Annotated in this window: 15 protein-coding genes (1 of these 15 running past the window's edge); 1 reads left to right on the top strand and 14 read right to left on the bottom strand. The window is 37.7% G+C overall.

Annotated elements, in window-relative coordinates:
• Positions 1-45 precede the first annotated feature (45 nt).
• From EG339_RS10820 to EG339_RS10800, 5 genes are all read right to left on the bottom strand, one after another.
• A complete protein-coding gene (locus EG339_RS10820; protein WP_123870197.1) occupies positions 46-1500 on the bottom strand; it encodes a SusD/RagB family nutrient-binding outer membrane lipoprotein in 1455 nt (484 codons plus the stop codon).
• Positions 1501-1510: 10 nt separating this feature from the next.
• A complete protein-coding gene (locus EG339_RS10815) occupies positions 1511-4486 on the bottom strand; it encodes a SusC/RagA family TonB-linked outer membrane protein (RefSeq protein ID WP_123870196.1) in 2976 nt (991 codons plus the stop codon).
• Between the two features lie 240 nt (positions 4487-4726).
• Positions 4727-4939 (bottom strand): hypervirulence associated TUDOR domain-containing protein, encoded by a 213-nt coding sequence (locus tag EG339_RS10810; protein WP_123870195.1) that lies wholly within the window; start codon positions 4937-4939, stop codon positions 4727-4729.
• A 308-nt stretch (positions 4940-5247) separates the two neighbouring features.
• Positions 5248-5994 carry a glycerophosphodiester phosphodiesterase gene (locus EG339_RS10805; protein WP_123870194.1) on the bottom strand — a complete coding sequence of 249 codons (747 nt, stop codon included), beginning with the start codon at positions 5992-5994 and terminating at the stop codon, positions 5248-5250.
• Between the two features lie 167 nt (positions 5995-6161).
• On the bottom strand, positions 6162-9257 hold the full coding sequence (locus tag EG339_RS10800) for a TonB-dependent receptor (RefSeq protein ID WP_123870193.1): 3096 nt from the start codon (positions 9255-9257) through the stop codon (positions 6162-6164).
• A gap of 240 nt (positions 9258-9497) precedes the next feature.
• On the opposite strand from EG339_RS10800, the gene ligA reads away from it, so the two are divergent.
• Entirely contained in the window at positions 9498-11504 is a 2007-nt protein-coding gene (gene ligA, locus EG339_RS10795; RefSeq protein ID WP_123870192.1) for an NAD-dependent DNA ligase LigA, read from the top strand.
• A 73-nt stretch (positions 11505-11577) separates the two neighbouring features.
• Here ligA and EG339_RS10790 read toward each other — a convergent pair whose 3' ends face one another.
• From EG339_RS10790 to EG339_RS10745, 9 genes are all read right to left on the bottom strand, one after another.
• Entirely contained in the window at positions 11578-12039 is a 462-nt protein-coding gene (locus EG339_RS10790) for a hypothetical protein (RefSeq protein WP_123870191.1), read from the bottom strand.
• Positions 12040-12094: 55 nt separating this feature from the next.
• On the bottom strand, positions 12095-12601 hold the full coding sequence (locus EG339_RS10785; protein WP_123870190.1) for an STM3941 family protein: 507 nt from the start codon (positions 12599-12601) through the stop codon (positions 12095-12097).
• A 42-nt stretch (positions 12602-12643) separates the two neighbouring features.
• On the bottom strand, positions 12644-14359 hold the full coding sequence (locus EG339_RS10780; RefSeq protein ID WP_123870189.1) for an ATP-binding protein: 1716 nt from the start codon (positions 14357-14359) through the stop codon (positions 12644-12646).
• Between the two features lie 7 nt (positions 14360-14366).
• Entirely contained in the window at positions 14367-15476 is a 1110-nt protein-coding gene (locus EG339_RS10775; RefSeq protein ID WP_123870188.1) for a sensor protein KdpD, read from the bottom strand.
• 45 nt (positions 15477-15521) lie between these two features.
• Positions 15522-16583, bottom strand: a complete 1062-nt coding sequence (locus EG339_RS10770) for a porin (RefSeq protein WP_123872661.1) — start codon at positions 16581-16583, stop codon at positions 15522-15524.
• A 98-nt stretch (positions 16584-16681) separates the two neighbouring features.
• On the bottom strand, positions 16682-17239 hold the full coding sequence (gene kdpC, locus EG339_RS10765; protein ID WP_123870187.1) for a potassium-transporting ATPase subunit KdpC: 558 nt from the start codon (positions 17237-17239) through the stop codon (positions 16682-16684).
• Between the two features lie 10 nt (positions 17240-17249).
• Complete coding sequence (gene kdpB / locus EG339_RS10760) at positions 17250-19289, bottom strand: potassium-transporting ATPase subunit KdpB (RefSeq protein ID WP_123870186.1); 2040 nt, start codon at positions 19287-19289, stop codon at positions 17250-17252.
• A 179-nt stretch (positions 19290-19468) separates the two neighbouring features.
• The gene (kdpA, locus tag EG339_RS10755; RefSeq protein WP_123870185.1) at positions 19469-21163 is read right to left on the bottom strand and encodes a potassium-transporting ATPase subunit KdpA; all 1695 of its coding nucleotides are present in this window, start codon (positions 21161-21163) and stop codon (positions 19469-19471) included.
• 436 nt (positions 21164-21599) lie between these two features.
• Positions 21600-22567, bottom strand: the 3' portion of a protein-coding gene (locus EG339_RS10745; RefSeq protein ID WP_123870184.1) for a sigma-54-dependent transcriptional regulator. Its footprint extends 358 nt past the window's final position; only the last 968 of its 1326 coding nucleotides appear in the window; the start codon falls outside the window, past its right edge; the stop codon is at positions 21600-21602.

Here is a 22567-nt window from a genome sequence, read left to right as displayed (position 1 = left end):
TTTATATTGATACTCATATTTTTATTTTTTTTTGTTTATACTTATTTATTTACTCCACCACACTTTTACATTGATATCATCTCCGCCCATCTGCTGAACTGCTGCCTGATAGTTTTCTTTATTCAGTACTCTTGTATTTGTTGGATACATTAACCTCTGAGGAAGTTTTCCATCATTTAAAAGACCGCCGTTATTTGGTAATTCCGGGAAGCCGGTTCTTCTTTTTTCAAACCACTGCTGCTGATCTACAAAGAATAGGGCAATATATTTCTGAAGCATAATTTTTTTCATATCCCCGGTTCCAAATGCTACAGCAGGATTATCAAAGTAATTAGAGGGAACCACAGCACCCCACTGTTCTATAGTTGCTTTTACTCCATTTTCATAATAGGTTTTTGCATTTCCCTGGATAATACCTTTCAATGCAAGCTCTGATAAGGTAAACTGAAGTTCTGCGTACGGATAAACCAAGAGTTTTAAAGGTGCTTTTGCCAGATTCTGGTTAAGGTTGGATGGCTGGTAATTGAATACCGTTCCAAATGTGTACCCTGACGGTGCCCCAACATATCCTAGATTAGCATTAGTTTTCGGATCTTTTGCCTGAGAGAAAAACATTGCTAAACGTGGGTCATTATTGGCTTTCAGTGTTTCTACAAAGAATTCTGATGCAGCTCTGCCTGTTGTAAAGTCCTGAGGCCTTGCAATAGGCGGCATCAAAGGAAAAATTCCCGTTATATCTACTTTTACCCCATCTGCATTGCTTTGAAAAAGAGGATATATTGTAGGATTATTTATGATCTCCTGAATCCTCTCTCTAACATTTACTTCACCTTCTTTGCTTAATATTCTGGTCAGCAACCTTAAAGAAAGAGAGTTGCAGAATTTTTTCCAGCCGAGAATTCCGTTGGCTGCATCTGAATCTGCTTTAAAGAACAGGTCTCCTCCGGTAAGCGCTTTATTACTCACAAAAAGAGAGTTGGCTGCTTTCAGATCATCCAATAATTTTACATAAATGTCTTTTTGCCTGTCAAACTTCGGATACATCACTTTGTCATCCAGTTGTGATGCTTCAGAAAACGGAACATCTCCATAAGTATCGGTAAGATTGGAATAGATCCATGCGTTCAATACCATTGCAATGGCCTGGTAGTTTTTATCTCCTTCAGCAATGGCAGCTTTCTTAAGGTCATCTACCTGTTTCAGCCACCGGTAAGAGTTATCCCAGAAACCGTTCCCTGTTTTCTCTGTTAAATAGTAACGGCTTAATGAATTTCCTTCATTTGGAAAATCCAGAGAAACCTGCATAATATCAAAGGTAAAATCGTTGGCTCTGTTGTACCCTACCACAGACATATTGTATTGGATAGGAACCAGCAATGCACTGGCAACAGGTACATTGATCCTGCTTGTATCTTTATTGATCTCATCAAGGTTTCTGTCGCAAGAAACAGTACTTCCTACAAGAGCAAGAAATGAACATATATAGATTATTTTTTTCATTTTTCTGATTTTAAAATTTAACATTTAACTGAAATCCTATGGTTCTGGCCTGTGGCAGCTGCCCCATTTCAATACCCGGTGTAATGGTGGAATCATCCAGTGTAGCCGCTTCCGGGTCAAACAACGGGAACTTTGTCCACATCCAAAGGTTTCTTCCGAATACGGCAAGGGTAATATCTGTAAGTTTTAAAGGTTCCACTATCGATTTGGGGAAAGAATAAGAAATTCTGGCATCTCTCAGCTTAAGGAATGAGGTATCGAAGGAATTGGTTTCCACGTTTGCTCTTCTGTAATAATCTCCGTAATAAGAAGAAACAGAAACTCCTTTGGTGTTAGGAGAAAAGGTTCCGTCAGGATTCTGGATAACTCCCTGCCCAACAATTAATCCACCAGGATTATCTCTTCCCACAAGGGTATGGGTAAGTTTCCCCTGTTCAGACATTTTGTGATGTGACTGGGAATAAGCTATTCCTTTGTACTGTCCATCAAATGAGAAGCTCACTGTAATATTTTTGTATCTGAATTCATTCTGAAGACCTGCCCTCCACTTCGGATAAGCATTTCCTATTTTTTTCATTTCCGTTGACTTGGCTGTTAAACCGTCTTTTGCATCATAAATTACCTGCCCGTCCGGTGAATACAGTAACCCTGCTCCATACATATCTCCTAAAGAACCACCCACCACAGCATCATAGAATACTACTCCGCCTACACTTCCCATTGTATAAGGTTTTCCCTGATATTCTTCAGGCAGAGAAAGTATCTTATTCCGGTTCATAGACCAGTTGGCGCTCACATTCCAAGAGAAGTTTTTATTCTTGATGGGATATGCATTTAAAGTCATTTCAATCCCTCTGTTTCTCAGCTCACCTGCGTTGATAATTCTTTTATTATATCCTGTCTCAAGCAGCATCGGAATGATAATTGACTGATCCTTAGAGTTATTCTGATAGGCCGTAAAGTTGAATGTCAATCTGTTTTTCAGAAGGGTAAAATCCATACCTCCTTCAATATTGGTGATCATTTCCGGTTTCAGATTCGGGTTCGGATACAGTAACGGAGATTCTACTGAACCTACAAAGGCACTGTTTTCATAGTATTTGTCAAGCATGTAGGTATAGGTATCGTTTCCTACTTTAGACCATGATAATCTCAGTTTCCAGAAATTTAAATTATCTGATTTTAATTTAAAGATATCTGATAATATGAAAGATGATGATACAGACGGATAAAAATAAGACCTGTTGTGGGCCGGAAGTGTACTGCTCCAGTCATTTCTTGCTGTCACATCCAGAAAGATCATATCCTTATAGCTGAAGTTGGCCAAAGCATATACACTGTTTACCTGGTTATCATTAGGTTTTGGCAGCTTATATTCTACCTGGATGGCATTTGAAAGCTGGTAAAGGCCTGCTTTATTTAATCCGTTTCCTCTGTAATCATTCATGGTATATTCATGATACCTGATGTTTCCTCCGGCTGAAGCTGTGAGCCCAAAGTTTCCGAATTTATTTTTATAGGTGAATAAAACATCATTATTCAGATCCATGTATCTGATATACTGTTCCCTGTAATATCCTTTTGCATAATTGGCAGAGCTCCATGGCCTTCTTTGGGTACGGAACTCATTGTTCCATTCCAACCCGGTTTTATAGGCTACATCAAGGTTCTTGGCCAGTTGGTAACTGATATTGATATTCCCCGTAATTGTTTTTTTATTGGTTCCATTCAGGTTTTCATAAGCAATCAGGTAAGGATTGTCAATATAAGAGCTGAAAGGATGAATCTGATCTATCTGCTCCTGCTCTTTCTTCCAGATAGGTCTGTACCAGGCAAGATCTACGTTGGGATTCTGGAAAATCATGAAATAGGAAATCGATTGATTGTTATAACCCGTTGCCGGAAGATTATCACTTTTTGTCTGGCTAAAGTTAATTTTAGTTCCTATTTTCAACCTGCTGTTCAGTTTATGATCTAAGGATAAAGCGGCATTGAATCTGTTTAATCCTGTATTGGGCATCATCCATTCATTTTTCAGGTAGCTGAGTGATGTTCTGAAAGCTGTGGTTTCATTGGAATGCTCTATAGACAGGCTGTTTGAATAATTGGATCCTACCTGCCAGAAGTCTTTGATATTATTTTTATAGGGTCTCCAAAGCTGCCTTTCCAGGCTCTGCCCTTCTACGTTTGGATCGTACTGGAAGTAATACTGCCCGGCAAACTTGGGCCCGAAGGCGCTGCTCGTAGAACCGGTGTTTACTCCGTCGGCAGAAGCTCCGTAAGAATAGTAATAGTTTCCGTTTTTATCTTTCAGCTGAGTTCCCTGCCCGTACTCATACTGATAATCCGGCCATTTTAATACAGAATCATAGCTTGAATAGGAGTTAAAGGCAACCTGAACTTTTCCTTTTCTGCTTTTTCCTGATTTTGTAGTAATCATAATGGCTCCTCTTGAACCCCGTGAACCGTACAGCGCTGACGCAGTAGGCCCTTTAAGGATAGAGATGGATTCAATATCATCAGGATTGATGCTGTTGAAACTGTCTCCGTAATCAATAGGAAGGTCACCTCCCGAACCTGCACCGTAAGCTGCCGTTCCGGTACCCGTTTTTTTTCCACTCAAAGGAACGCCATCCACAACAATCAAAGCATCATTATTCCCCATATTCATGGAGATGTCTCCACGAAGTGTGATACGGCTTGTACCCAAAGGTCCTGCACCCGCAGTCTGAATCTTTAATCCGGCTACTTTACCTTCCAGAGCCTGTGCCCAGTTGTTATTCTGAGTTCTTAAAATTTCCTCAGAGTTAACAGTCTGGGTAGAGTATCCTAAAGACTTATCGTGCCTTTTGATTCCCAAAGCAGTTACCACTACCTCATCGAGTCCTTTAATAGTGTCTTTTTTAGCTTTCTGCTGAGCCGTCAGACTGGCGCTGAATAATCCTAACAGCGACAAAACCAACAACTTTTGTGTCTCTTTACGCATATCCTTTTTGTTTGCGCAAAATTAAAACGACATTATGAGTATGATTTTAACAAGGTTTTAACGTTTATTAAATGTTTATTGAATACTATATTAATTATTTCTTAATAACATTAGACAAAATACTAATTAACAAACACTTAGCAAATTAAGAATTTTTAACACTATTTTCAGGTTATGCTTATTTGTGTATCTTTATTGTCTTGCCCTGAGATAATAATAGAAAATGTAAGGAAAAACGGCTTAGCTTATTTTCGTAAGCGCAGAACCTTTGTGGGCAGCAATATGATCCGTTTTGTCACTTTTTATTTCATATTGCGGACTCTTTTCTGTAGCATGATGAGTATATCCTTTGTAATCAAAGTCTTTTACATGGATTTTGATAATGGTTCCGGATACTCTTCCTGCTTCTGAATTCCAGCTTACTTTATCTCCTATTTTGAACTTTGTTTCCATAACTTTATATTTAAGCAATTAGAATAAAGTTACAATAAATACTGCTGATTGTTTATGAGCCTGATGAGGTTAAAATTAGCCATATTATGATTCTTTGAACGTAGTGATCGCAAATATTTCAATCCCTTTACGAACAGAAATAAACGTAATCAAATATAGTTTTAGACTCGCTAAGTTTATAAAAGACACTTATTTCTTGCCACTAATGCACGAATTATTATTTGATCTTACTTAAGAATTCTATAAAATAAAAGCCCGTCCTTACAAGGACAGACTTTGGAAAATTATTGGTTGTTGTTTGCCTGGTATTATTTATTTTTCAGCTGCTCAGGAATGTTTGTAGTTACAAATCCTATTCCCTGCTTTTTCAGCTCATCATATACAGCAACATCATTTACCGTCCATGAATTGGTAATAAGCCCTAAAGCTTTTGCTTCTGCAATCCAGGTTGGGTTTTTCTGGAAAACACTGTAATGATAATCCATTCCATCCAATCCTTCTTTTTTGATCTGTTCCGGTGATAATTCCCCGTTCAGGTACTGAACTTTAAATGATGGGGCGAGCTTTTTGATCTCTTTGCAGATATTCAGACTGAAAGAAATGAATTCACTCTGGGATTCCAGTTTCATATCCTTAATCATTTTGATCGTCTTCTGAGTAATCTCCTTTTCGATCTCCGGAGTTTTCGCAGGTTTGATCTCTACAATCAGTTTTACAAAACTATCTTTTTTCCCTTGTTTTAAATAATCTTTTAAAGTAGGGAATTTTTCTCCGTTTGATAATTTCAAAGCTTCCAATTCCTTGAACGATGTTTCAGAGATTTCCATTTTACCGTGGTGCTCATCGTGATTAATGACCAATACTCCGTCTTTTGTCATTCTTACATCAAATTCAGAGCCGTAAACTTTTAATTTCTGAGCATTTTCTAATGATGCAATGGAGTTTTCCGTTGTTGGAGGCTGAGCCTGGAAATATCCTCTATGGGCAATGATCTGGGTTTGTGCTTTCATCAAAACTGTACTTAAAACTGCTAACCCTAAGATAAAATTTTTCATAATATAATTTAGATAATTAAGACAAAGTCCTGAAACTTTTGATAAAGATAGTTATTATAGGACTTATTGAGAAATATAAAACCACAAAAGAAAGGTCTTAACACCGTATTTGCTAATACTTTTTGTTGAGGATCTTATCTTTTGTGGCTGCTAACTATAACTATTGATTAAAAACTGTACTTCGCTCCAATCTGAATCTGGTAAGGGTTTCCTGATAAAGGTGCCAAACCGCTGCCACTGATGTTTTTCGTATACTCAAACTGTTTTTTCACAGGATCAAAACTTTTAATCTTGTACATAGCAGTATTTCCATACGATTCATTTACTCCCCATTCTTTATTAAGCAGGTTCGCCACATTGAAGATATCTACAGAAAGTTCAAAGGCCCCCACTTTATCAAATTTTATTTTTTTAGCAATACGTAAATCCCAAACTCCATAGAATCCGTTCTTCCCTCCGTTACGTTCTGCAATTTTCCCGTTGTATTCATTCACATAATCTTTCAGTGCTTTTCCTACATTAGGATCATCCAGAATAGATTGCGCTATATTAGGGAAAATATAAGCAAGATCATTGCTGTCTACAAAATCGCCATTAATATTTCCCCCTGCCGTCATAGAGAAACGCGTTCCCCCAATTCCTGAATACCTGATTCCTAATGTAAACCCTGCAATAGTTGGTGAATTACCATAAATAACCACTTTATTACGGAACTGGTTGTCAGAATAGGTCATTCTCAGGTCTCTCGGATCTCCCTGCACCATTGTGGACAGTGTTGCAGAATTCGCTACATTTCCGTTGTATGAAGTATTGTCTTTAATATCAGACCAGGTATAACTTGCTGTGATTTCCCCGTCTTTCCAGTAACGGTAGCTGGTATCCACTACAAATGAGAACTGATTTACTTTACCATCACTTACCAGCTCCAGCACTCTTCCGAAATTATTATTGATTCTTCCCTTTTTCCAGTCGATTTTTGCACCGTCTATTGCTGAAGTAGGAACAAATACTCCTCTTCCGCCTTCATTATCCAATGTAAAGAACGGGTTAGCTACCATGTTTCTGTCGTAGTAATAGTAGTTATTTCTCCCCAGCGCCATATAAGCTGCCAATCCGGCTCTGAACCTGTCATTAAAGAAGTGTGTATAAGAAATATTCGCCTTGTAAACGATTGGAATCTTAGCATCTTTACCGGTATAGTTAATTGTAGGAATCTGCTCTTTAGCAAGTGTAGGAACTGTACCGTAATTATTTCTGTAACTGTTGAAATCCGGTGTGAGACCAACTGTTGCAGGATCTACATCTACTGTAGCCAAATGCTTTCCGTCAAACACCAGATTGTTGATGATCATATAATTGTTGATATCCGAAGAGAATATCCCAGCCCCAAACTTCAGGAAATCTTTATTCTGCTCATTGATATTCCATTCAAACTGGAATCTCGGCTGAATCACAAAAGACTTGATCTTATTATCTGTTCTGATTCCCATTTCATCAAGTAATTTCTGGTTGAGCTCCGCTTTTGGATAACCACCGTAGTCTAATCTTAAACCAGCCATCAAATCTAATCCTTTTGCAATCTTAGTCTGGAACTGTCCGTAAATACCGATGTTCCAGATATTAGACCTTACTGACGGATCATCCATTAAAGGAACTTCCCTGTAAAATCTGTAAGGAGTAAGGTTATTAAAATTATCAAGACTGCTTAGCTTTTTTACAGGATCTTCCTTGAAGTGAAACCTTCCGTTAACTTCACTTCCGTAAACCGATTTTGAAGTAGTATACATCAAATCTGCACCAAAAGTATATTTCACCTTATCTGTATTGTAATACAGGTTATCTACAATCTGGAATACATTATTTTTAAAGCTTTCCTGGGCAAAGCGGTGTCCTCCGATCTGGATATTAGTAGATCCGGCACTTGATGCTACGCCTTCAACAATAGCTCTTGGTACAGGTCTTCCTAATTCATCATTCTGATAACTGTTCTGGAAGGTGTATAAATACTGGGCTTTCAATTCATTGGTTACATTAGATTTAAGATTTGATCTTAATGTCAGTAACAAACTGTTGTCAAGGTTCTTATCATTCCCGTAAGATTCAAAAAAATTGATATTGGTATTATCACCTAGCCCATTTTTATTAAGATCATAGGTAAAATTGTTTCTTAAGGTCAATAAATGTTTTTCATTGATCTGCCAGTCTAAACGTAAGAATGCGGCATCAGAATTTCTTACTTTATCAAAACTACCAAATTGAGGAGTATTTCCTACTCCATATTTGGCTCTTGCAATATCTAAAAACTTATTAAGTGTTTCCGTTGTGGTATTAAATCTTTTTTCATCTTCCTTAGACCTGATATCAGCAATAATTAAAGGTCTTGAATCTAACTGATGATCCCATGCTACGAAGAAATGAAGCTTATTTTTAATAATTGGCCCTCCCAAAGAAAATCCGAACTGAGAAGTGGAGAAATCATTCTGTCTTTTATTTCCTCTAATGTCATAAGGGCTGGAAAGCCAGTTGGCTCTTAAATATTCCCATGCACTTCCGGAAAATTTATTGGTACCTGATTTCGTAACAGCGCTTACCGTTCCGCCACCACTTCTTCCCAAGGTAACATCATATTGGTTGGTGGTGATTTTGAATTCACGTACGGCTTCAATAGAAATAGAGAAAGGGGCACCACTTCGGCTGGTAGTTGCTCCGGCAGAAGTTGGGTTTTTAGCAGTCATCCCGTCAATAGTAAAGTTTGTAGAAGAACCTAACTGTCCGGAAAGATTTCCTCCTTTTCCGCTTAAAGGTGACAGCTCTGTAAGATTGTTAAAGTTTCTTCCATTTACCGGAAGTATTCCGATATTTTTGGCAGAGATTGCAGTTGCAGCCCCCAGGTTTCCGATTTTGTTTTTAAGATTTCCGGTAATTTTTACTTCTTCAATATGCTTCTCGCCACCCAAATCCATGTTAACGGTTACCTGATCTCCAAAGTTTACGTTATAACCTTCTTTTTTATCGTCGTTTACAATTACCGTATAAGGCCCTCCCAAAGGAATTTCTTTAAAGATATATTCTCCTTTTGAGTTCGTTTCTGTTTCCGTTCTGAATCCTGTAGATTCATTAATAATGGTAACTTTCACTTTTTCCTGAGCCGTACTTCCCGGCCCGGTTACTTTTCCTGTGATGGAAGCCTGCGTAGTCTGTGCATACGCCATTGTTCCCAACCCTAAAAACAATAACCCCAGTACAATCTTTACTTTTCTCATGTCTTCAAATTAGATGTGCAAAGGTATTTTTACTTTAAGAGCCTTCTGTTTAAGGGAGTTTTAACATTTTTTTAATTAAACTGAAACGATATGTTAAATTACTTTAAACATTTGTTTTATTTTCTACAGAGCCAGTGCATTGAAGCATGTTACAGATTATTAATTTTCCTGTAATATTTAATTGTCTTATTTTTTAAATGAAATTACTTTAGTTATTTTTGCTCAAAAGAGATAAACCCGATGTCTGAAAACATTCAACAAAAAATAGAACAGCTCCGCAAAGAGCTGCATCAGCATAACGAAAGCTATTACCTAATGGATACTCCTACCATTTCAGATTACGAATTTGATATGTTATTAGAGGAGCTTCAGGACCTTGAAGCCAAATATCCTGAATTTTATGATGAAAACTCTCCTACCATGCGTGTTGGAGGCAGTATTACAAAGGTATTCCCAACAATTCAGCATAAGTTCAGAATGTATTCTCTGGACAATTCTTATGATTTTGATGATCTGGAAGACTGGGAAAAGAGAATTATCAAAACTATTGATGAGCCTGTAGAATTTGTAGCCGAGTTAAAATATGACGGGGCTTCAATTTCTATCCTTTATGAAAACGGAAAGCTTACACAGGCTGTAACCCGAGGAGATGGTTTCCAAGGGGATGAGATTACTCCGAATGTGCGTACGATTTCTGATATTCCATTAACATTAAAAGGTGATTTTCCCTCGCAATTCTTTATGCGTGGCGAAATTTATTTAACCAGAAAAAATTTTGACAAGATCAATAAACTTCGTGAAGAAGAAGGCCTGGATCCGTTCATGAATCCAAGAAATACGGCAAGTGGGAGTTTAAAGATGCAGGATAGCGGTGAGGTGAGAAAACGAGGACTTTCTTCTGTATTATATCAATTCATTTCTGATGAAATTCCTGCCGAAACTCATTGGGACCTTCTTCAGAAAGCCCAAAGCTGGGGATTCAAGACATCCCAGCAGGTAAAACTTTGCAAAACGCTGGATGAGGTAAAGGAATTCATTACTTTCTGGGATACGGGACGTCATAACCTGCCTTTCGAAATTGATGGAATTGTATTAAAAGTAAATTCCCTGCAACAGCAGAGACAGCTTGGATATACAGCAAAATCTCCACGCTGGGCTATGGCTTATAAATTTAAGGCTGAAAAGGTGGAAACTGAGCTTCAAAGTGTTTCTTACCAGGTAGGAAGAACCGGAGCAATTACTCCCGTTGCCAACCTGAAACCTATTCTGCTGGCCGGAACCATTGTAAAAAGGGCCTCGCTGCATAATGAAGATATCATCAAAAAGCTTGACCTTCATGAAAATGACTTTGTTTATGTAGAAAAAGGAGGCGAAATCATTCCAAAAATTGTTGGGGTAAATACAGAGAAAAGGACTGAGGACAGCAGAGAAATAGAATACATCAAACATTGTCCGGAATGTGGAACTGAGCTGGTAAAAATTGAAGACCAGGCCATTCATTTCTGCCCTAACGAACTTCACTGCCCGCCACAGGTGGTTGGAAGAATGATTCACTATGTTTCAAGAAAAGCTTTGAATATCGACAATCTGGGAAGTGAAACTATTGAACAGCTGTACAGGGAAAGATTGATTGAAAATCCTGCAGATTTCTATACTCTAACCAAAGAACAGCTTCTCCCGCTGGAAAGAATGGCGGAAAAATCTGCACAGAATATCATTACAGGAATTGAAAAATCAAAGGAAATCCCATTTGAAAAAGTATTGTACGGAATAGGAATCAAGCATGTTGGGGAAACGGTTGCCAAAAAACTAGTGAAAAACTTCCCTACGATTGAAGAATTAAAAGCCGCTACTGTTGAAGAACTTTGTCAGGTAGAAGATATTGGGGCTAAAATTGCCGTAAGCATTGTAGAGTTCTTCCAGAATTCTGAAAACATATTAATGATCGAACGTTTGAAATCTTATGGAGTTCAGCTTGAAAAAGGAGAAAGTACCAATGAGGTATTATCTAATGTTTTAGAAGGAAAAACCTTCCTTTTCACTGGTAAATTATCCCTATTCACCAGAGAAGCTGCCGAAGAAATGGTAGAGAAACACGGTGGAAAGAATATTTCTGCAGTTTCTAAAAACCTTAACTATCTTGTGGTAGGGGAAAAAGCAGGAAGTAAGCTGAAAAAAGCTCAGGATATTGGAACGATTAATATACTGGACGAGCAACAGTTTCTGGATTTGATTGAACAACAGTAATTTTAAAATTATTCTCAATTAGAAAGGCTGCGAAAATTATTCGCAGCCTTTTATATTTTAATACTGTCTATGTTCATTTAAAAACAAGAATTGTATAAGGATTGTTGTCTCCCGCTTTAGGGGTAACCAATCTGATGTGTGCTTTATCTTTATAATAATCTACATAAGATTCTTTGGTGATGGTCTTCCCTTTTTCGATCTCTTTATACCCCGAGGTCAAAATGATCTTAACATATTGATCGTATTCTTTTTTAGTTTTAAATTCATATTCAATTCTGTCTTCTGAGTGGTCTTCGTATTCAAACTTTCCGATTTTAGATTGGTAATCAGGAGATTCATATTCGGATAGAACAAATCCTAATCCTTCTGTTTTGTCATAAAACCTGTAATTAAGGCTTTTTATTTCTTTTTTAAAATCTGCCATTCCAAGTTTATTGAAATCTGCAAACTGTTCTAAAGAAAAGGTTTGTGCAGAAAGCTGGATGCTTATAGTTATACAGAATACTACAGTTAATAAGCTTACGATTTTCTTCATTTTATTGATTTGACCACAAATTTAAAAATCATTAGTTAAAATCAGGTTGTTAAATCTACAGATTATAAGGTCTGATTTTACTATTCAATAGCTCCAGTAAAACCTTTGCTTTCACATTCAGGATATCAGTCTGAATACTGTAACGAATTCCTTCTAACTGAGGAAATACTGCTGAAGAAACCTTATCAATGACATTTGGGTTTTCCTTCGGCTTCTTCATGATAACACAAATGTATTCTGAGGTTTTAATTCCATGATGCCGCATATCTGATATAAAAAATAAAGCTACATCATCAAAACGGATGAATGTAGGCTTTCTTAATATACTATAAACAATAATCTGCTTATCAGTTACCGTCAGTAAAGGTTCGGTACGTACCAACAGCAGGATCGAATACAATATTCCAAAGGAAAAAAGAGTAATTCCAAGAGAGAGAATCACAATGATAAGTAGATTTTTGTCTCCGAAATCAATATAAGAAAGAACTATTGTAAAAGTACACGAAATGATAAGCAGTATCAGGCTTTTAATTTTACTGGAATAAAAATGATGCTCTTTCATATGCTTTAGTCTCTATTTGACAGGAATCAAATATATGAAACTTTAAGCAATGGGAAGTTTGAAGAAGAAGGTACTTCCATTATTCAAAGAGCTTTTAACTCCAATTTCTCCATGTTGCTTCTCTATGAAATTCTTTGAAATGGCTAGCCCAAGACCTGTTCCGTTCTGATGTTCCCCTGGAACCTGAAAATATCGGTCAAAGATCTGACGGTGATACTTTTCATCAATTCCACTTCCCGTATCAATAATACTAAACTGGATAAAATCCTCTACCCTTTCCACAAAAACTTTAATTTCCTCATCCTGAAAGGAATGTTTTACGGCATTGGTGAGGAAGTTATTCATCACCCAAACGGTTTTATCAAAATCTGCTGTTACCCAGTCAGTATCTTCCAGCTGATATTCGGTACGGATTAAAATATTCTTCTGCTCTGCCAGCTTTTCCACATTTTTCACGGCAGTCTGTACAATTTCTTTAGGAGAACATTTTTCAACAGTTAATCTGATGTTTCCGGATTCCACCTGCGAAAGATTAAGGAGCTCTCCGGTAATATCCAATAAACGCTGCCCGTCTTCATTGATGCTCTTCAGCAATTCCTGCTGCTGTTCATTCAACTCACCGAATTTCTGGTTTCCAAGTAGCTGTACGCCCATTTTTATAGCAGAAATCGGTGTTTTCAGCTCATGGGAAATGGTTGCTATAAAATTGGTTTTGGCAAAATCCAGTTCTTTGAAAGGGGTAATATTTCGCAGTAAAATTACTTTCCCGATATATTTTTTCTCCTTCTCTCCCGTTTTTACAATATTAATAGGAACGATATCCTGTTCAAAGTAGTTTTCTTTATTATCTCTAACAATCTTAATAGGATCTTTTACAGGATGATCTATATTTTTGAGCAGTTCCCGCATCAGATCATTATTAATGGCAACCTCATGGGCTGTTTTTCCTATAATATCCTCTTTATGAAGATTGGTGATTTTTAAAGCCTCATCATTAATCATGTAGATAAAATTATTCTCATCCAGACCAATTACAGCATCATGCATATTATTCACCAGTGTTTCAATCCTTTTCTTCTCCATAAGCTGTTTGGAAAGGTTGCTGCTTTCATACTCCTGCAGTTTTTCTGCCATTACGTTAAAAGAGTCTGCAAGACTGTTAAATTCTTCACTCCCTTTAAAATGTACCCTTTCGCTGTAGTTTTTATCGGCAATCTGCCTGATACTGAAAGTTAGCTGATTGATGGGCTCTGCAATGGTCTGAGGCAGATTAAAAAGCAAAATAAAAGCAATCAGAAAACAAACCGTTCCCAGACTGACGATCCAGAAAGTAGCATTTCCGGCTGTAATAATGGCAATATCACTTTTACGTTCAATCCCTTTCATATTTAAAGACATGATTCTGGCCAGATCTTCCCGGATCAGCTTCTCTTTATTGGCGGTAGGCTCTTTTAAATAGCTATTGAAATGCAGATTCAGATTTTGAGTTGCTTCTTTTTCTCCAAATTCCGTAAGGTTTTTTTCCTGCAGCTTATTGTTCTTCTGAAAATCTGCTATGGCCACCACACTGTCTGTACTGATATGATCCAGTGCCAGGAGCATATTTTTAGAAAATTCTAGGCTGTTATAATTAGCCGTAAGAATTTTTTCTGTATCAGATTTCAGCTTATTAATATATACAGAACCTATTACTGAAAGCAGAACGATCAGTAGAAATAAAAGGCCGACACCTAAGGTAAGTTTTGTTTTAAGTTTCATATTACTTTTAAGATAAAATAATAATATCTATCTGTCTTTCATTCAGCCTGTTCATCAATGTATAAATCCAGCTGTAACCGAACAGACGCTGCCAGAGCTTTGCATGGGGTTTCCCTATACAGACTGTGGTGATGTTATGGGCAATCACATATTCAAGGATGCCGTTATGAACACTGCTTTCCTTGATCCTGACAACTTTGGCTCCCAATTCCTGTGCTAAATTAAAATTATTAATCAAATACCGCTGCTTGTCCAGCGCTATTTTTTCAGGATTTTCTGAAGGTTTCTGAATATAGAGAACCGTCCATGGGCTGTTATAATAGCTTGCCAGCCTGGCTGTTTTCCTGATAATGGTTTTAGCAATCTTTTCATTACTGCTGATGCAAGCCAGGAATTTGATAGGTTTAAAATTCTCTGTTTTAATTTCAGTTTCTACCTTCCTCTCCACGTGAGTTGCCACTTCTTTTAAAGCAAGCTCACGGAGCTGAAGAATATGACCGCTCTGGAAAAAATTGCTTAAGGCCGTATGAATTTTCTCCTTCTTATAGATTTTTCCTTCTTTTAACCGGGTGAGCAGCTCATCAGCTGTAAGATCAATATTAACAACTTCATCAGCTAAGGCTAAAATTTTGTCCGGTACACGCTCAGCAACTTCAACACCTGTAATCTTTTTTACTTCTTCATTCAGGCTTTCGATATGCTGTATATTCATAGCACTGATAACGTTAATTCCATTGTCTAGGATCTCCAGCACATCCTGCCATCTCTTTTTATTTTTGGATCCTTCCACATTGGTATGAGCCAGCTCATCCACAAGAACTACTTCCGGGTGCTCATTGATAATAGCCTGGAGGTCCATTTCCTCCAGGTTTTTACCTTTATAAAAGACTGATTTCCTTTCAATTTCCGGAATTCCATCTACCAACGCTACCGTTTCTTCACGGCCGTGGGTTTCTATATAACCAATCTTCACATCAATGCCGTTCCGTAAGAGAGAATGGGCTTCCTGCAGCATTCGGAAAGTTTTCCCAACACCGGCACTCATTCCTATGTAAATTTTGAACTTCCCTTTCCGGGACTTTTGAATGAGTTCTAAAAAATGTTTTGCTGATGACATTGATTTGATTCTTTTAAGTTTTATTTTGAACACTTTTTTTCCTGGTTAAAACCAAACTGCCAAACTTGTTGTTACAAAGAAGTTTCCTTTTCTGAAATCATCATTTTTCGCAAAAATCGCATCCTTAGAAGTAAATCCTCTTGCTTCAGTACGAAAAACTACATTTTTAAATATAGCATAATCTACATTCAATGAATATCCGAAAGTTTGAAAACCGTTAGGTGTTCCCGTACTGATAATCACTCCATTTTTATCATTGTAATATTCCAGTCTTCCGGCCAGCGCCCATTTGCTGTCAACCTGATATTTCATCTGTATGTTCGGACTATACCAGATGTTATACTGTTCACTTCCTTTAGTCTTCTGCTCAGCTCCGATATCAAATCCTAACAAAGCTGAAAACTGATCTGTGAGCTGAAAAGTTCCATACAAATCATGGAAATAACGCATTCTTTTCTCATCTTTAGCTTTATCATTTCCTATAAATGAACTGCTGTTTAAAGTTACTTTATCATTCGGTTTGTAGGTTACCTGATGCCCAAAAGAAATACTCTGGTTTCCTTTCACTTTTGCAATGCGCTGCCAGCCATTCAGAACCAATCCGCTTACAAACCATTTTCCATTATCTGAAGTATAGGAAACCTTGGCGCCCGTCTCAAAATAAGGCGAATTTTCAGCGGCAAAGCTTCTTGTCAGGTTGATATTATCTCTTCCTATGGCACTTTCCCAACCAATATGAGAAGGCATGATCCCGGCATCAATCCAAAGGTTTTTATTTTTAGATATTTTGATTCCTATGTTCGCTTCGTTGATATATCGTAAAGCTTCCTGTTCTGCCGCCATATTGTCCTGTGCATAAGTTCCGCCCATTAATGCAAGGTTGGCTCTGATATTCTCACTCTGATAATTGGCTTTTATCAATCCTAAATTAAGATTTACTTCATTATGCCTGTTGTAGGAGTATAAAAAATTTTGGCGGAGATGATTTCCCGGTTCATTAAAATCATAGGTATAAAAGAGCTCTGCATATGCCGAAAATGTAACTTTAGGCTCCGTTTTTAATGAGTCTGATGACTGTGCTTTTGAGAAAAAAATTCCCAATAACATTCCTATAACTGTATATTTTTTCACGTTAATTGTAAAGTATTACTTGTAAACCATGTCAAGGTTTAAAATCCTGACATGGTTTATTCAAGATTATTAGATTATTTTATTTGATCTAAAGCAATATTAAGCTTTAGCACATTCACTTTTGAAGGTCCAAAAAGCCCTAAAAACGGCTTCTGAGTCTGATCTTTAATTAAAGTATTGATCTTCTCAACAGAAAGATTCCTGATTTTGGCAATTCTTTTGGCCTGGTATAAAGCTCCTTCTTCCGAAATATCAGGATCCAGTCCGCTTCCGCTTGCCGTAACGAGCTCTACAGGTACTTTAGCGCTTGCCATTTCCGGATTCTGTAGTTTTAATGTATCTATTCTTTTCTGTACAGTTTCCAGATATTCTTCATTGCTAGGTCCTTTATTGCTGCCTCCGCTTCCCGCTGCATTATAATTAACAGAAGATGGGCGGCCCTGGAAGTATTTTTCAGATTTAAATTCCTGGCCAACATTGGCATAGAACTTTTGCCCTTTATAATTAATGATCTCCGCATTTCCCTGATTAGGCAATATCTTTGATCCTCCGTACACAACAATCAGATAAATCCCTACAACTGCCAGCATTACCAAAGTGAGTCTGAATGCTGAAACGATATGATTTTTCATTTTTAAAATTTTAATAGAATAAACTAATCACTATATCAATAATTTTGATTCCGATGAAAGGGACAATAACACCTCCCAAGCCATAGATCAAAAGATTCCTTCTCAACAAGGCACTTGCACCAATCGGTTTGTATGCCACCCCTTTTAAAGCTAATGGGATCAGGAAAGGAATAATCACCGCATTGAAAATAACCGCTGATAAAATGGCTGTTTCCGGGCTGTGAAGATTCATGATATTCAATTTCTGCAATGACGGAATAAAAGTAATAAACAGAGCCGGAATAATGGCAAAGTATTTCGCAACGTCATTGGCAATACTGAAGGTCGTTAAGGTTCCACGGGTCATCAATAGCTGCTTACCAATCTCTACGATCTCAATAAGTTTGGTTGGGTCATTATCAAGGTCTACCATGTTTCCCGCTTCTTTTGCTGCTTGAGTTCCGCTGTTCATTGCAACCCCCACATCAGCCTGAGCTAATGCCGGAGCATCATTCGTACCATCACCCATCATTGCTACCAGCTTTCCTTCCTGCTGTTCCTTTTTGATGTAGTTCATTTTATCTTCCGGCTTCGCTTCGGCAATAAAATCATCTACACCTGCTTTTTCTGCAATAAATTTAGCTGTTAAAGGGTTATCTCCGGTTACCATTACCGTTTTTACCCCCATTTTTCTCAATCTTTGGAAACGTTCCTGGATTCCGGTTTTGATGATATCCTGAAGCTCAATAACGCCCCATACTTTTTCGTTAACGGCTACTACCAGTGGAGTTCCGCCGTTTTCAGAAATTTTGGTTACCGCATCCTGGGTTTCCTGTGGGAAAAGATTCCCGGCTTTTTCAGTCAGTTTTTTTATGGTGTCATAAGCTCCTTTTCTGATTCTGGTTTCCTCAAAATCTATCCCTGAAGTTCTGGTTTCAGCAGTAAAATCGATATATGCTGGGTTGGAAACCAGCAGATCTTCCGGTTTCAGCTGGCTCAATTCTATGATAGATTTACCCTCAGGCGTTTCATCTGCTACTGAGCTCAGGGCAGAAGCTTTGATAAAGTCTTCAAGCTTTATTCCGTTGGCCGGATGAAATTGAGTGGCTTTACGGTTCCCAATAGTGATGGTCCCGGTTTTATCAAGTAGCAACACATCAATATCCCCTGCAGTTTCTACTGCTTTCCCACTTTTTGTGATAACATTGGCTCTCAATGCTCTATCCATTCCCGCAATCCCGATTGCAGAAAGCAGGCCTCCAATGGTTGTCGGGATAAGACAAACGAAAAGTGAGATAAATGCTGCAATGGTAATTGGAGTCTGCGCATAATCTGCAAAAGGCTTTAAGGTTAGGGTTACAATAATAAAAGTAAGGGTAAACCCGGCTAATAGTATAGTTAATGCAATTTCGTTAGGTGTTTTCTGTCTTGATGCCCCTTCTACAAGAGCAATCATTTTATCCAAAAAGGATTCTCCCGGTTTAGTAGTTACCTTTACCTTAATTCTGTCTGAAAGTACTTTCGTACCTCCTGTTACTGAACTTTTGTCTCCGCCCGCTTCACGGATCACTGGTGCGCTTTCTCCGGTAATGGCAGATTCATCAATGGTTGCTAATCCCTCAATGATTTCTCCATCCATCGGAATCTGATCTCCTGCTTCACAAAGGAAAATATCCCCAAGCTTCATTTCCGCAGACATTTTTAAAGCAGTTTCCACCTGGAATCCCTGTTTATTGTCTATAACAAGTTTAGCAGGTGTTTCTTCACGGGTTTTTCTAAGCGTATCAGCCTGTGCCTTTCCTCTTGCTTCTGCAATAGCTTCTGCAAAATTGGCAAATAAGACCGTAAAAAATAAGATAATGAATACTAAGAAATTATAGGAGAAGCTTCCCTGGGTTTTATCCCCGGTTAAGCTGAACATGCTTACTATAAACATGACCACTGTTCCGATCTCCACCAGGAACATCACCGGATTTTTAAACATAATTTTCGGATTCAGTTTCACGAAAGACTGCTTAACTGCTTCGTTTACCAAATCTCTTTGAAACAATGTTTGTGATTGATTTTTCATTTTTTTGAAAGAGTTTTATCATTATAAATCAATAATAACCATCAAGAGAAACTAAATTATAAGGATTAGAAATGGATAATATTATGTAGTGAACGTTTCGGTAAGTTTTAGATTGGTTTCCTAAACAATTCAGCATCCTTAATGGTTGACTATTGATTTTAATTTTTAATGTTCACAATTTATTTTGAGAAATACTGTATCTGTTCTGCAATAGGCCCAAGAGTGAGTGCCGGGAAGAAAGACAATGCCGCAATAAGCAGGATCACTGCTAAGGTCATAAAACCAAATGTTGCTGTATCTGTCTTCAATGTTCCTGAGCTTTCCGGAATGAATTTTTTCTGGGCCAGTAAACCCGCAATGGCTACCGGGCCAATGATTGGGATAAATCTGGATAACAACAATACAATTCCTGTTGAAATATTCCACCAGGGAGTGTTATCTCCCAATCCTTCGAATCCTGATCCGTTATTGGCTGAAGAAGAAGTAAATTCATACAGCATTTCACTGAAACCATGGAATCCTGGATTGTTTAATGTTTTCGCTCCAAATTCCGGTAAATAAGCCGTTAAAGCAGTTCCTACAAGAATTAAAAACGGATGGAACAAAGCAACGATCATAGCAATCTTCATTTCCTTAGCTTCGATCTTTTTCCCCATGAACTCAGGAGTTCTCCCCACCATCAAACCACTGATAAACACAGCGAGAATGATAAAAATAAAGTAGTTCAGAATGCCTACTCCACAGCCACCGTAGAAGCAGTTTATCATCATCGCAAGAAGTTCGTTCATTCCTGAAAGAGGCATGGTACTGTCATGCATTGAGTTTACAGAACCTGTGGAAATCACCGTAGTGGCAATACTCCAATAGGCTGATGCAGCACTTCCGAAGCGGATCTCTTTTCCTTCCATTGCTCCAAGGCTGCTATCTGCCCCCATTTTTGTAATCAGAGGATTTCCTCCTGTCTCATTAACAATATTGGGAACGGTAAGCGCTAAGAAACCAACGGTCATCACAGTAAATATAACCCATGATAATTTTCTTTTCTTTAAATAAAAACCTAATGCAAAGACCAATGCAAATGGAATGATCATCTGAGTGACCATCTCTGTCATATTCGTAATGTAATTAGGATTTTCAAGCGGATGGGCAGAATTGGCTCCGAAGAAGCCACCACCATTGGTTCCCAGGTGCTTAATCGCAACAAAAGCGGCTACAGGCCCTCTGGAAACATCTATTTTCTGCCCTTCAAGGGTTGTAATATGATCTTTTCCTTCAAAAGTCATCGGACTTCCGTTAATAGAAAGAATTAAAGCAACCAACACACTGATCGGAAGTAAAATTCTAATCATTGACTTGGTGAAATAGTCATAAAAATTTCCAAGTTCTGTAGCTGTTTTTTCTTTGAAAGCTTTAAAAAGAACAGCCATAGCAGCCATTCCCGTTGCTGCTGTTACAAACTGTAAGAACATCAGATAAAGCTGGCTCAGGTAGCTTACTCCCGTTTCTCCTGAATAGTGCTGTAAATTACAATTTACTAAAAATGAAATGGTTGTATTGAAAGCCAGATCGGGTGACATATTCGGGTTTCCATCGGGGTTTAAAGGTAACCAGGCCTGAGTCATCAAAAGAATAAAGCCTATGATAAACCAAACCAGATTAATCGCCAGCATCGCATACATATTCTGCTTCCAGTTCATCTGGCGATTGGGATTGATTCCCGATATTTTATAAATTAACTTTTCAATCGGCTGAAAAACCGGATCTAAAAAGGTTTTCTTGTATCCATAAACATTAGCAATATATTTACCTAAAAATATTCCGATAACTAATGTAATAGCAAACATGGCTATGATGCCTAAAATTTCTGTATTCATCGTCTTTAAAATTTTTCAGGTTTCATTAAAACATAACAGATATACGCAAAGGCAAGTATTGAAAGGAAAAATAAACTCCACATAATTTTATATTCTATCAAAAAATTCAACTGATTTATATAGCAGCCAGAACAATACTGCAAAGAGCAGAATTAAACTTATCAGCATCATATCTTTATTATTAGAGTTAAAAGAGTAAACAATACGTACGATACAATCAGCAGACTAAAAGTAGTATGCTCCCGTTTTTTAAACGTTTTTCTTGAAATTGTCATTTTTAAATATTTTATTCAGAGACTATATGCCAAAAGAAGGTCCAATTCTCCACAAAACAAAACAACTCACTATAAAACAACAAGTTAACATTAAAATACTGCGTCTATAAAAACAGAAAAGCCTATCAAAATGATAGGCTCTTTATTAAAATGATAAAGACTTATTTCAGTCCGTATTCATCGAGTTTACGATATAGTGTAGCAATTCCGATCTCAAGGAGTCTGGCCGCTTCTGCCTTATTCCCTTTTGTGTATTGCAGAACTTTTTGGATATGAACTTTTTCCAGTGATCTCATACTCAAAGAATCACTCTCCTGAACAGGCTTTTCTGAGTAATGAGGAAGACTTTCTGCATCCAGGATATTGTCATTCATCAGGATCAGACTGCGTTCTACAGCATTTCTCAGTTCTCTGATATTTCCTTTCCAGTCATTCTTTTCAAGCGCTTTATAATACTCCGGTAAAACCTGGATAGATGGCAGATGCAGTTTATTTGAAAATAAATCAACAAAATTTTTTGCCAGCATTTTCAGATCTTCTTTTCTTTCTCTTAAGGCCGGAAGTGTAATTTCAAAAACATTCAGTCTGAAATAAAGATCCTCTCTGAAGTTACCCTGTCTTATTTCATCTTCCAGATTTCTATTGGTAGCGGCGATCAGCCTGAAATCAGATTTGGAGACCTTGGTTTCTCCCATTTTAATAAACTCTCCTGTTTCCAGCACTCTAAGCAGCTTAGCCTGAAGTTCTATAGGCATTTCACCAATCTCATCAAGGAACAGAGTCCCGCCATTGGCTTCTTCAATTAAACCTTTCTTATCTTTTAAAGCTCCTGTAAAAGCTCCCTGTTTATGGCCAAAAAGCTCACTTTCCAGGATTTCTTTACTAAAAGCAGAGCAGTTAATAGCCACGAAAGTATGTTTCTTCCTTTCGCTTCCTTCATGGATGGCATTGGCAAAAACTTCTTTGCCCGTTCCTGTTTCGCCCGTTAAAAGTACTGCAGCATCTGTTAATGCCACTTTTTCGGCCAGCTTCTTAGCATGCAGGATTAATGGAGAATTTCCTATAATCTGTCCAAAACCTTTTACTGCTCCACTTGGCTGAACAGTTCTTGTTCTGTTGTCTTTTACCT

It is taken from the genome of Chryseobacterium bernardetii (genome assembly GCF_003815975.1).
Classification (GTDB): Bacteria; Bacteroidota; Bacteroidia; order Flavobacteriales; family Weeksellaceae; genus Chryseobacterium; species Chryseobacterium bernardetii.
The sequence above is the reverse complement of the archived record's forward strand: the minus strand, read 5'-3'. Positions and strand labels throughout refer to the sequence as shown.